At 69.6% G+C, this 11,174-nt stretch carries 12 protein-coding genes and 1 pseudogene; 7 read left to right on the top strand and 6 right to left on the bottom strand.

What is annotated here, in order from left to right:
• Positions 1-187: 187 nt before the first annotated feature.
• The 4 genes and pseudogenes from O9255_RS08435 to O9255_RS08450 all read right to left on the bottom strand — a co-directional run.
• Positions 188-607: pseudogene (locus O9255_RS08435) on the bottom strand (glutathione S-transferase); the annotation flags it as partial.
• A complete protein-coding gene (locus O9255_RS08440; RefSeq protein ID WP_297866413.1) occupies positions 604-1,167 on the bottom strand; it encodes a GNAT family N-acetyltransferase in 564 nt (187 codons plus the stop codon). The pseudogene O9255_RS08435 and the gene O9255_RS08440, both read right to left, overlap by 4 nt.
• 46 nt (positions 1,168-1,213) lie before the next feature.
• Positions 1,214-2,377 carry an acyl-CoA dehydrogenase family protein gene (locus tag O9255_RS08445; protein ID WP_297866414.1) on the bottom strand — a complete coding sequence of 388 codons (1,164 nt, stop codon included), beginning with the start codon at positions 2,375-2,377 and terminating at the stop codon, positions 1,214-1,216.
• A 114-nt stretch (positions 2,378-2,491) separates the two neighbouring features.
• Positions 2,492-3,181: a glycine zipper 2TM domain-containing protein gene (locus O9255_RS08450; RefSeq protein ID WP_297866415.1), complete on the bottom strand. Its 690-nt coding sequence runs from the start codon at positions 3,179-3,181 to the stop codon at positions 2,492-2,494.
• A 136-nt stretch (positions 3,182-3,317) separates the two neighbouring features.
• On the opposite strand from O9255_RS08450, the gene O9255_RS08455 reads away from it, so the two are divergent.
• Positions 3,318-3,590 (top strand): DUF6116 family protein, encoded by a 273-nt coding sequence (locus O9255_RS08455; protein WP_297866416.1) that lies wholly within the window; start codon positions 3,318-3,320, stop codon positions 3,588-3,590.
• On the top strand, positions 3,591-4,352 hold the full coding sequence (locus O9255_RS08460) for a TatD family hydrolase (RefSeq protein ID WP_297866417.1): 762 nt from the start codon (positions 3,591-3,593) through the stop codon (positions 4,350-4,352). It abuts the gene before it with no gap.
• A 38-nt stretch (positions 4,353-4,390) separates the two neighbouring features.
• Here O9255_RS08460 and O9255_RS08465 read toward each other — a convergent pair whose 3' ends face one another.
• The gene (locus O9255_RS08465) at positions 4,391-5,221 is read right to left on the bottom strand and encodes a tRNA threonylcarbamoyladenosine dehydratase (protein WP_297866473.1); all 831 of its coding nucleotides are present in this window, start codon (positions 5,219-5,221) and stop codon (positions 4,391-4,393) included.
• A gap of 104 nt (positions 5,222-5,325) precedes the next feature.
• Between O9255_RS08465 and O9255_RS08470 the strand changes: the two genes are divergently transcribed.
• Positions 5,326-5,811 (top strand): glycine zipper 2TM domain-containing protein, encoded by a 486-nt coding sequence (locus tag O9255_RS08470; protein ID WP_297866418.1) that lies wholly within the window; start codon positions 5,326-5,328, stop codon positions 5,809-5,811.
• Positions 5,812-5,881: 70 nt separating this feature from the next.
• A complete protein-coding gene (locus O9255_RS08475) occupies positions 5,882-6,268 on the top strand; it encodes a hypothetical protein (protein WP_297866419.1) in 387 nt (128 codons plus the stop codon).
• On the opposite strand, the gene O9255_RS08480 is transcribed toward O9255_RS08475, so the two are convergent.
• Entirely contained in the window at positions 6,258-7,067 is an 810-nt protein-coding gene (locus O9255_RS08480; protein ID WP_297866420.1) for an alpha/beta hydrolase, read from the bottom strand. The two genes, O9255_RS08475 and O9255_RS08480, sit on opposite strands and share 11 nt — an antisense overlap.
• Before the next feature lie 60 nt (positions 7,068-7,127).
• On the opposite strand from O9255_RS08480, the gene O9255_RS08485 reads away from it, so the two are divergent.
• From O9255_RS08485 to O9255_RS08495, 3 genes are all read left to right on the top strand, one after another.
• The gene (locus O9255_RS08485; protein ID WP_297866421.1) at positions 7,128-9,410 is read left to right on the top strand and encodes a DUF5916 domain-containing protein; all 2,283 of its coding nucleotides are present in this window, start codon (positions 7,128-7,130) and stop codon (positions 9,408-9,410) included.
• 94 nt (positions 9,411-9,504) lie between these two features.
• Positions 9,505-10,659, top strand: a complete 1,155-nt coding sequence (locus tag O9255_RS08490) for an HD domain-containing phosphohydrolase (RefSeq protein ID WP_297866422.1) — start codon at positions 9,505-9,507, stop codon at positions 10,657-10,659.
• Between the two features lie 8 nt (positions 10,660-10,667).
• Entirely contained in the window at positions 10,668-11,168 is a 501-nt protein-coding gene (locus O9255_RS08495; protein WP_297866423.1) for a DUF456 domain-containing protein, read from the top strand.
• The last annotated feature ends 6 nt before the right edge of the window (positions 11,169-11,174 follow it).

Consider the following 11,174-nt stretch of genomic DNA (forward strand, 5'->3'; position numbering starts at 1 on the left):
GTGGCGACGTCCTATCTGCCGAACTATCTGGGCTGGTTCCGCGCCTTGGAGCGGAACGCCCAAACCGGCGCAGGAGCCGCATCATTGCTCAGGTTGGCCATGGCGTGACCGAATCAACCACAATCAACGCGAACAGCGCCATGCCGAAACCGGTGCTCGCGAGGTAGGGCCGTTTCGACAGCGCCATTTCCATCACCCCGAGGGCATCGCGCGATTTCTCGCGCAGGCGCGGGAGGTCGGCGCGGCGCGGATGGTCGGCGGGCAGGAACTTCGCGATGAAGCGGGCCACGGCGACATAGGGCTCGTGGCTGTACTGCTCGAAGAACAGCCATTGCAGCACCTCGGCCCGCTCGAAGCGGCCCTGCGGCAGCAGCGGCGAGCCTTCCGCGAGGTAGCAGAGGATGGCGTTCGACTCGGGCAGTACGCGGCCGTCGTCAAGCTCGAGCAGCGGCACCTTGCCGTTCGGGTTCTTAGCGAGGAAGTCCGCCGTGCGGGTCTCGCCCTTGAACAGGTCGGTCTCGACCCACTCGAGCTCGATGCCCAGCATCGAGGCCGCCAGCAGCGGCTTGTAGCAGTTGCCGCTGGCGCGCATGCCATACAGCTTCATGCGCCCTCCCCGGCCTGCGCGCGCTTCGCCGCCATCCATTCGGCGCGGGTCTGCCCCCAGATCTCGATCGGCACCTCTTCGAAGGGCGGCGGCAGTTTCCCCGGGCCGAGCTTCCGCGAGCCGAGCCGCTGGGCGACCTTCTGCGACGGCACGTTGCCGGGATCGATGCAGTGGATGGCGTCGTCCCAGCCGAGCGTCTCGAAGGCCCAGTCGCGGGCGGCGAGGCCGGCTTCCACGGCGAAACCCTGCCCCCAGGCATCGGGATGGAAGGCGTATCCGATCTCGTTGCCGGGCCAGCCGTCGGGGCGCCACGGCCCCATCTGGCCCAGCCAGCGGCCGCTGGACTTCTCGACCACGCTGAACATCGCGAAGCCTTGCAGCAGCCACGCACCGGGCATCTGCAGGAATTTCCGCCACGCCGGCGCGCGCAACAGCGTGCCGCCGATGTAGCGCGCGGCGTCCTCGCTGGCCAGCATCTCGGCGTAGCGGTCGAAATCCGCCAGCACCGGCACGCGCAGCAGCAGCCGCTCGGTTTCCAGCGTCGGGCCCAGAACGGCCATCGTCATTCCCCAGATTGCGATCGGGCCCGTTGCCGGGCCCGAGGGATCAGAACGCGTTGATGCCGGTCAGCTCGCGTCCAACCACCAACTGGTGCACCGTCTCGGTGCCCTCGTAGGTGATGACCGACTCGAGGTTCAGCGCGTGGCGGATCGGGCAGTACTCGGTGGTGATGCCCGAGCCGCCGAGCAGATCGCGCGCCTCGCGAGCGATGTCGATCGCCATGCGGACGTTGTTCCACTTGGCCAGCGACACCTGCGTGGGCTGCATGGTGCCGGCGTCCTTCAGGCGGCCGAGCTGCAGCGAGAGCAACTGCGCCAGCGTGATGCGGCGGGCCATGTCGGCCATCTTGACCTGCGCGCTCTGGTTGGCCGACACCGGACGGCCGAACAGGATGCGCTCCTTGGTGTAGTTCACGACTTCCGTCAGGCAGGCCTGCGCGGCGCCGATCGGCCCCCAGGTGATGCCGTAGCGGGCCTGCGTGAGGCAGCCGAGCGGGCCCTTCAGGCCCTTCACGTTCGGCAGGCGCTGGCTGTCCGGGATGCGCACGTTGTCGAAGAACAGCGCGCTGGTGACCGAGGCGCGCAGGCTCATCTTCCGGTGGATCTCCTGGGCGGTGAAACCCTTCGTATCGGTCGGCACGATGAAGCCCTGGATGCCGTCGTCGGTCTGCGCCCAGACGATGGCGATGTGCGCCAGGTTGCCGTTGGTGATCCACATCTTCGCGCCGTTGATCACCCAATCACCGCCGTCCTTCTTGGCGGTGGTCTTCATGTTGGCCGGGTCGGAGCCGCCGTGCGGTTCGGTCAGGCCGAAGCAGCCGATGATCTCGGCCTTCGCCATGCCCGGCAGGTAGCGCTGGCGCTGCTCTTCGCTGCCGTAGGCGTAGATCGGGTACATGCACAGGGAGCTCTGCACCGAGACGAAGCTGCGGATGCCGGAATCGCCGCGCTCGAGCTCCTGGCAGATCAGGCCGTAGCTGACGGCGTTGAGGCCGGCGCAGCCGTACTGCTCCGGCAACGACGAGCCGAGCAGGCCCATCGACGCGATCTCGGGCACCAGCTCCTTCGGGAAGCGGCCCTGGTCGAAGGCGTCGCCGATGATCGGGATCACCTTCTCGTCGGTGAAGCGGGCGACGGCGTCCTGGACGGCGCGCTCTTCCTCGGTGAGCAGCGAACGGATGTCGAACAGATCGGTCGGATTCAGGGGCATGGCGGGGGCTCGCTCGGAATGGGAAGAGGCCGGAAAACCGGCCTCTTCGGGACCCGCGGATTGTAGCCCAGCCAGCCGGGGACCTGCCGCCCCCGGAGTGACGGCGGCGTGCGCTCAGCCCTGGGAATCGGCCATCGGGGCCGGGTTGGCGACGATGATCACGCCGTCCTTGATCGGCAGGCGCTCGCCCGGCTTGTCGATGGTGCGGACGGTGCCGCCCTGGCCCTCATAGGTCCAGCGCACGTCGTAGCCGATGACCTTGTCACGCTCGCCGAGCTGGATCGTGTCACCGGGCTTCTCGTCGAGGCGGAGGCTCTTCACCTCACCCTCCAGCGCGTACTGCACCTCGTAGCCCACGACCTCTTCACGCGGCTCGCTGACCGTGCGGCAGTCCTGCACGGTCTCGTTGTAGCGGCGGCCGCCAGTGTGGTTGCGGTCGATCTCACGCCCGGCATAGCCGCCCGCCACGGCGCCGGCCACCGTCGCGACGTCGCGCCCCCGGCCACCGCCCACCTGGTTGCCGAGCAGGCCGCCCACCAAGGCGCCCACGACCATGCCGTCCTTGTCTCCGAAGCGCTCCTGCGCCCGACGTTCGACGACGCGGTCCTCGCAGACCCGGCGCGTGCCGGTGACCATTTCCTTGATCGGGGTCGCGGCCAGCACGTTGGCGAGGATCGGTTCCTTCACGGTGATGGGCTCGGCCGAGACCACGTCGGCGTAGGTCGGGCCGAAGACGTTGTAGGCGCCGACAGCCGCGCCGGCCGCGAAAACGACGCCAATGGCGATGAGAGTCTTGGTGTTCATGGCATTCCCCGTCGTGGACAGCGCGATCGCGCGCTGGGCCAGACCTTGCCGCGCCGAAACTGAACATGCGCCGAAACTGTCAATCCATGTGTCCAGCCCCGGTGTATCGTCCGGCCATCGCCCAAGGAGGTCCCCCATGCGCGCCTTGCTCGTCCCCGCCATCACGAAGTTCCTCGGCGACCTGCGCTTCCGCAACCTGTTCCTGATCACGGCCACGCTGTTCGCAGTCAACCTCGTCGTTCCGGACTTCATTCCCTTCGCCGACGAGCTGCTGCTGGGCCTCGCGACGCTGGTGCTCGCCCGCTGGAAGGATCGCAAGGCGCCGCAGGCCGAAGCGGCCCCCACGGCGCAGACGGCGCCGCGCGACGTCATCGACCTGCCGCGCGACCAGGTGCGCCGCGAGGGCTGAGTGCAGCTCTACGACAGCCACAGCCACCTCGACGCTCCCGAGTTCGAGGCCGACCGCGAGGCCGTGATCGGCCGCGCCGAGGCGGCTGGCGTCATGCAGCAACTGGTGCCCGCCGTCGCCTTCCAGGCGTGGCCGGCGCTGAAAGCGACCTGCGCCCTGCGACCGGGCCTGAAGGCCGCCTACGGCCTGCATCCGATGTACCTGGATGAGCATCGGCCGGCGCATCTCGACGCCCTGCCCGACTGGATCGAACGCGAGCAGCCCGCCGCCGTTGGGGAATGCGGGCTGGATTTCTTCATCGAGGGGCTGGATCCGGAATCCCAGCGGCGCTACTTCGTCCGCCAACTGGAGATCGCCCGCGATTTCGGCCTGCCTGTGGTGCTGCATGCCCGGCGCGCGGTGGACGAGGTGATCGCCACGATCCGCCGCGTCGGCGGGCTGCGCGGCGTCGTGCACAGCTGGTCCGGCAGCGAGGAACAGGCCGCGCAGCTCTACCGACTCGGCTTCTCGCTGGGCATCGGCGGTCCGGTCACCTTCGAACGCGCGCAGCGTTTGCGGCGCACGGTGGCGATCATGCCGATCGAGCACCTGCTGCTCGAAACCGACAGCCCCGACCAGCCCGACGCCGGGAGGCGTGGCCAGCGCAATGAGCCCGCCTTCCTCGTCGACGTGCTTCGCGAGGTGGCCCGCCTGCGCGGCGAGGACGAATCGGTGGTCGCCGAGGCGACGCGTCGCAACGCGGAAGCGCTGTTCGGCACCTGAACCGGACGGCGCTTCGCGAGCGCCAAACGCGTGGCCCTTCAGTCCGCCTTCTTCAACAGCATCTCGATGGCCTTGCCGGCCGCGACGAAGGCGAAGGTGCCGGTGAGGTGCGTCGCCGCCCCGAGGCCGGTGCCGCAGTCCAGCTTCAGGGCCGCATCGGGATCGAGCGAGGGCCGCAAGCCGCACACCGAGCCGTCGGCTTGCGGGTAGCGGACGTTCTCGAGCGAGTAGACCGCCGGCACGCCGAAGTAGCGGTCCTTGTTCTTCGGGAAGTTGAATTCGCCGCGCAGCTTCTTGCGGACGAGCGCCAGCAGCGCGTCATGCTCGGTGCGCGAGAGGTCGCGAACGCGGACCAGGGTCGGGTCGATGCGGCCGCCAGCCGAGCCGACCACCACGATCGGCTGCTTGCGGCGCCGGCAGAAGGCGATGGTCTCGACCTTGGCCCGGAAGCTGTCGAAGGCATCGAGCACGAGGTCGAAGCCGCCATCCAGCCGCTCCGCGAGGTTGGCCGGGGTGACGAAATCCGCGACCGCGCGAACGTCCAGCGCGGGATTGATGCGACGGAAGCGCTCGGCCAGCACCTCGACCTTCGACCGGCCGTACTCGCCCTGCAGCGCATGCAACTGGCGGTTGGTGTTCGAGACGCAGAGGTCGTCGGCGTCGATCATCGTGAGCCGGCCGACGCCGCTGCGCACCAGCGCTTCGGCGGCCCAGGAGCCGACGCCGCCGAGGCCGACGACCGCCACGTGCTTGCCAGCGAGGCGGGCGACGGTGCCGGCGCCGTAGAGGCGGTCGATGCCGGCGAAACGGGGATCGGGCGGCGTGGTGCGCTCGGGCGCGACGGCCGGAAGGTCTGAGGGGCGGGACATCATCGCCACAGTGTAAGCCGCGTCATCATGCGACCCGAAGCGACGGCTTGCGTTCAGTTCGCACGGACTAGCGTTCGGGCACCACGGCCCCCGGGAGATCCGCCATGACGACGCCCCGCTCCATCCCGCGCCCCGCGCTCGCCCTCGGGCTCATCGCCACGGCCGTCCTCTCGGCCTGCAGCACCCAGCCGACCACACGGCGCTATGCCCAGCACGAGCCGGCGCCCTACCAGGAGCCGCAGCGCTGCTATGACTGCGGCACGGTCGAAACCATCGTCCGCGTCTACGGCGCGCGGGAGAACACCCGCACCGGTGCCGTGATCGGCGGCGTGCTCGGGGCCATCGTAGGCCGCGAGCTGGCCGATGACAGCAGCCGCGGGCGCCGCAACACCGCCACCGTCGCGGGCGCCGCGGCTGGCGCGTTGGCCGGCAACGCCATCGAGAACCGCGCCAACGAAGAAAGCTTCGACGTCACCGTCCGCATGGACGATGGCCGCCGGCTCACCGTCAACGTGACCGCGCTGCCCAACGGCGTTCGCAACGGCGCCTACGTGCGTTACGACGGCCGCCGCCTGCAGGCGCTGCGCTGACGGCCTGCTATCGTTCCGACGCCGGCAGGCCGCCGGTGTCGGAATGGAGCGAAACGCAATGCGTAGCGTGGTGACCCTGATCATCGGACTGTTCGTGGGCGCCATGCTCACCGTCATCGCCCTCAACAGTCTGAAGAAAGGCACGGCCTATCCGAACGGCGTCATGGCGGTGATGTCGGCCCAGATGGGCCAGCTCGACGGCCGCATCAAGGCCAAGGCCTGTGCCGGCCCCGATCTCGAAGCCAATCTCGGCACGCTCGTCGCCTTGGGCAACGACCTCGAACCCGCGTTCCTGCCGACGCCCGACGACGAAGCCTTCAGCCAGTACGCCTCGGATTACCGCGCGGCCGTCGATGCCGCCTTGGCCACGGCGCCCGCCGACTGCGACGCCGCAGCAAAGTCCCTCAACACCATCAGCGCGACCTGCAAGGCCTGCCACCAGCAGTTCAAGAGCTGAGGCCGCCTCGCCCGCCGGGCCACCACCCGGCGATCGCATCGGCCACGGCCCGCGGTTCACGCATCCACGCGAAGTGATCGGCCGCCACGCCGAGGTGCTCGGCGTGGAGCACGCCTTCGCTCGCCGAACGGGTGCTCGTCGCTGCGACGAGCGCCCGGAGTGACGCCGCCGGCACCAGCCGGTCCTCCGCCAGCCGTAGACCGAGGAAGGGCAGTTCGAGGGCCGCGATCCGCTCGCCAAGCCGCTCGGGCAGCCCGGGCAGGCCGTCGTAGTGGCCGCGGCGGACCGTCTGCGCCCAATCCCGCATCAGCTGTCCCGCCTCGCGACCGGCAAATCCGAGTCGATGGCCGGGGTAGCTGCCGACCGCACGCGTCAGCGGAGGCAGCACGTGTCCGAACGCACCCACCAACCAGCGCAACGGCCCCGGGAACAAGCGCCAATGCGGCACGCCGCTGCCGACGGCGACGAGGCCCTCCGCGCCGCCGTGCAGGGCCGCCGCCAACACCGCGAACTGCGCGCCGATACTGTGGCCGCCATAGAGCAGCGGCACTCCCGGGTGCGCCGCCGACAAGGCCGAACAGGTCGCGGGAATGTCTTCCAACAGCAACTCGCGGTAGCCCCAGTCGTCGCGCCGCGAGGGACGCGCCGGGTGCGCCCCGGTGCCGCGCCACTCGTGCACGCCGAGGGCAATGCCCCGGGCCGCGAGCGCCGCCCCGAGACGTTCGTACTTGCGCGCGGGGACGCCCAGCGCGGGGAGCCATAGCAGGGCCGCGCGGGCCGGGATCGGAGCATCGGACATGGGCCGAGCATGGCCGAAGGCACATGCCGGCGTCACGTGACGGACGACATCCTTGCGTCCATGACTGCTTCCCATCGCTCGACGGGCGCCGCCCCGCGCCGCCTGCCCGTGCCCCTCGCCCTCGCCGTGGCCCTCGCCACGACGTGCGCCACCGCCCGCGCCGCAGAAGCGCCGCCCCTCGCCATCGACGGCCGGCTCGACGAGGCCGCTTGGGCCGGCGCGCGCGTCTTCGATCAATTCGTCATCGTCGAACCGTGGACGGAAGCCGCACCGGACCCGGCCCTCGCCACCGAAGTGCGCCTGCTCTCGACGCCGTCCGGCATCGCCCTCGGATTCCGCATGAAGCAGCCGGCCGACGTGCCCCTGCTCGCGCCGAAGGTGGCGCGCGACGAGATGACCACCGCGGATCGGGTCAACGTCTACCTCGATTTCGACGGCGACGGCCGCGCGGCCTACAACTTCGCGGTGCTGGCCTCGGGCTCGATCCAGGACAACACGATCACCAACGAGACCCAGTTCAGCCCCGACTTCGACGGCGACTGGAAGCACGCCGTGCACATCGAAGACGGCGGCTGGAGCGTCGAGATCCTGATCCCGTGGACGACAGCAGCCATGCGCGGCGCCGACGCGCCGGAGCGCACGATCGGCCTGCACCTCGATCGCGTGGTGGCCAGCCGCAACGAGCGGCAGGGTTGGCCGGCGACCTCGTTCTACCGCGGCCGCTTCGTCTCGGAGTTCGCGAAGGTCGAGATCCCGCAGTACCCGGCCTCGCTGCTGCACGTGTGGCCCTACGCGACAGTGATCCACGACCAGCTCGACGGCGACACGCGCTGGAAAACCGGTGCCGACCTGTTCTGGAAGCCCTCCGCGAGCTTCCAGCTCTCGGCCGCGCTGAACCCCGATTTCGGCCAGGTGGAAGCCGACGACCTCGTGGTGAATTTCGAGGCCGTCGAGGTGTTCTTCAGCGACAAGCGGCCGTTTTTCACCGAGAACCAGACCTTCTTCGACCTGCGCACGCCGGACAGCGGCCAGCTCGTCTACACGCGGCGCATCGGCGGCCCGGCCGACGACGGCCAAGGCGTCTCGGACATCGACCTCGCCCTGAAGGCCAACGGCAGTTGGGGGCGCTTGGGCTACGGCGTGTTGGGCGCCACCGAGGACGGCGACGCCGGCCGCGACTTCCGCGTGGGACGCCTGCTCTGGGACGCGAACGAACGGCTCGGCCTCGGCTGGCTCGGCACGCAGGTGGAGCGCCCCTTCCTCGACCGCAGGGCCGACGTGCAGGCCGCCGACCTGCGCTGGCAGGCCGGCGAGTCGCTGCTGGTGAACGCCCAGGTGATGGGCTCGCGGGTCGAGCAGGCCGGGCGCGAACGCAGCGGCCAGGGCGGCTGGGTCCGTGCGAACTGGAACCCGAACTCGGCCTGGCGCTACGAGCTGGAGGCCACCCATTTCGGGCAGGGCCTCGACTTCAACGACCTCGGCTTCATGCGGCGCGGCAGCCTCAACGAGCTCGAGCTGACCGGCGAGTACAACCACACCATCGATGACGGCACCAGCGCACTGGCCTCCACCCGCTGGTACGCCGAACTGCAGGCGCGCCGCAGCGACAGCGGCGTGCGACTGCCCACGTGGTTGATCCTCGAACACGGCACCACGTTCCGGAACGGCGACCAGTTCGAGGTCGGCCTGATTCCGCGCAGCGACGGCTTCGACGACCTGCTCTCGCGTGGCAACGGGCTGGTGTGGCGCTCCGCGCGCGCCGAGGCCTACGCCGGCTGGTACCCCAGTCGCGAAGGCAAAGTGGGCTGGGACTTCAATATCGGCGCGAGGCCTGAAGGCGTGTCCCGCGCGCTGGCCGTCGAGACCGATCTGCAGCTCTACTGGTTCCCGAATGAACGGGTGAACCTGATGCTCGAGATCGAGCCGATGTGGAGCCCGGACTGGCTGATCTGGAAGGGCGGCACCCGTTTCGCCCGCCACAGCCGCCGGCTCGATGCCGCCAACCTCGGCCTGAACTGGTTCCCGGCGCCGAAGCACGAGATCCGCGTGAAGGCCGAATGGCTGGCCATCCGCGCCCGCGAGGGCCGCCGCTACCAGCTCGGGCCGGACGCTCGACTGCGCCCGGTCGCCGGCGCCGAGCCGGATTTCGACATCAACAATTTCGGCGTGCAGGTGCGCTACCGCTGGGAGTTCGCGCCGCAGTCGGACGTGTACCTCGTCTGGTCGCGCGGCGGCTTCCTCCGCGAGGAGCGCAGCGGTGAGTCGACCCTCGACCTTCTGGACGAGGCCCTGGCCCTGCGGGACGCCGACCAGTTCCTCGCAAAAGTGCGTTACCGCTTCTGACCGGCGGCCGGCCTTGCGCTAATCTGGCGCTTGAAGTCCCACCCCCAAGCCTTTGCCCAGTCTGGATTTTCGGATCGCCGACGGAGGTCACCCGATGCGCTACCGGCCCATGCCCGACATCCAGATCATTGTCGGCGAGGCACTGCCCTTCACGGTCTTCGACCGCACGGGGCAGCCGCTGCTCGTCAAGGGGCACCCGGTGGAAAGCGACCTCATGCTGGCGCGCCTTTACGAGCATGGCTTGGTCGAGGACGGCGGACCGGGGGCCCGCACCGACACCCGCGACTCGGAAGTCGCGCAGCGCACGCGCTACGTGGCACGTCCTTCGGCGCGTCTGCGCGACGCCGAAGACGAGCTCACCCTGCTGCACCGCGACCTGCAGGCCGGCGTTTACCGCGACACGCGCAACCGCATCGTCGAGCTGGCCCGCGACCTGCAGGACGCCTGGGAGAACGATCCCGACCAGGCGATGGGCCTGCTGCAGCTCGAGGCCATCGACCACCGCCTCTCCCGGAGACTGATGCATGCCGCCTTGCTGACCCAGGTGCTGTCGGTGCCCCGCGGCCTCGACGAGTCCAGGCGACTGGCGCTGATGTGCGCGGCTCTCACCTATGACGTGGCCCTTGCCCGGATCAGCGAAGCGCTCGCGAACCAGGCGGTCCCGCTCAGCGAAGCACAGTGGCGGTCGATCCAGACGCACACGTCGGATGGGGTGGAGATGTTGCGGCGTGCCGGCGTCGACGACGAGGTCTGGCTCGATGCGGTGCTCGACCACCACGAACGGGTCGACGGCACCGGCTACCCGCGCGGGCTGCGTGGCGAGGATGTTTCGATCGAGGCGCGCATCCTCGGCATCGTCGATATCTATACCGCGATGATCCGCCCGCGGGCCTACCGGGACGCACAGCCCTCCCGCGTCGCCCTGCGCGACATCTTCCTCGAGCGCGGCCAGCGCATCGACGAACGACTGGCGACGCTGTTCATCAAGGAACTGGGCGTCTACCCGCCCGGGACCATGGTCAAACTCGCCAGCGGCGAAATCGCCGTGGCTGTGCGACGCACCGCCGAGGGCGCCCACCCGCAGCTTCGCTCCGTGATCGGCAAGGACGGCGCGCCCTTGGCCTACCCGCAGGTGCGGGACAGCCGCGTGCCGGAGACCGCGATCGTGGAAATCGTGCCGGTCTCGCAGTACCGCTCGGCCTTGGGTAGCCTCAACGTCCTCTGGGCACGCGGCGCGACCGCCGGATAAGGACGACGATGGACATGACGGTGTGGCTGTACGTGCTTGCGGGCGCGTTGATCGTGATCGGGCTGCTGGGCACCTTCCTGCCGGCACTGCCCGGCATGCCGCTGATCTTCGGCGGCATGCTGCTCGCCGCGTGGGTCGGTGACTTCCAGATCATCGGCGGCTGGGTGCTGCTGGTGCTGGGCCTGATGTCGCTGTTCGCGCTGGGCATCGACTTCCTTGCTTCGACGCTCGGCGTCAAAAAGGTCGGCGCTTCCAACAAGGCGGCGATCGGCGCGGCCCTCGGCACGATCGCCGGCCTACCCTTCGCGATCCCCGGCCTGCTGATCGGCCCCTTCGTCGGCGCGGTGGCCGGCGAACTGATCCACCGGCAGGCCTACGACCGCGCCAATGTGGGCGAAGCCGCGAAGATCGGTCTCGTGACGTGGCTGGCGATGGCCATCGGCGCCGCTCTGAAGCTCGCGGTCGCCTTCACCATGCTGGGCATCTTCGCGCTGGCAATCTGGCTCTAGGCCCCA

The sequence above is a fragment of the Silanimonas sp. genome, from assembly GCF_027530345.1.
Taxonomy (GTDB): Bacteria; Pseudomonadota; Gammaproteobacteria; order Xanthomonadales; family Xanthomonadaceae; genus Silanimonas.

Bases quoted from the DNA above. Each gene is read 5' to 3' on its own strand.
- O9255_RS08455 (WP_297866416.1), top strand. From the start codon at position 3,318: ATGCGCGCCTTGCTCGTCCCCGCCATCACGAAGTTCCTCGGCGACCTG.
- O9255_RS08440 (WP_297866413.1), bottom strand. From the start codon at position 1,167: ATGGCCGTTCTGGGCCCGACGCTGGAAACCGAGCGGCTGCTGCTGCGC.
- O9255_RS08490 (WP_297866422.1), top strand. From the start codon at position 9,505: ATGCGCTACCGGCCCATGCCCGACATCCAGATCATTGTCGGCGAGGCA.
- O9255_RS08465 (WP_297866473.1), bottom strand. From the start codon at position 5,221: ATGTCCCGCCCCTCAGACCTTCCGGCCGTCGCGCCCGAGCGCACCACG.
- O9255_RS08480 (WP_297866420.1), bottom strand. From the start codon at position 7,067: ATGTCCGATGCTCCGATCCCGGCCCGCGCGGCCCTGCTATGGCTCCCC.
- O9255_RS08470 (WP_297866418.1), top strand. From the start codon at position 5,326: ATGACGACGCCCCGCTCCATCCCGCGCCCCGCGCTCGCCCTCGGGCTC.
- O9255_RS08495 (WP_297866423.1), top strand. From the start codon at position 10,668: ATGGACATGACGGTGTGGCTGTACGTGCTTGCGGGCGCGTTGATCGTG.
- O9255_RS08445 (WP_297866414.1), bottom strand. From the start codon at position 2,377: ATGCCCCTGAATCCGACCGATCTGTTCGACATCCGTTCGCTGCTCACC.
- O9255_RS08485 (WP_297866421.1), top strand. From the start codon at position 7,128: ATGACTGCTTCCCATCGCTCGACGGGCGCCGCCCCGCGCCGCCTGCCC.
- O9255_RS08450 (WP_297866415.1), bottom strand. From the start codon at position 3,181: ATGAACACCAAGACTCTCATCGCCATTGGCGTCGTTTTCGCGGCCGGC.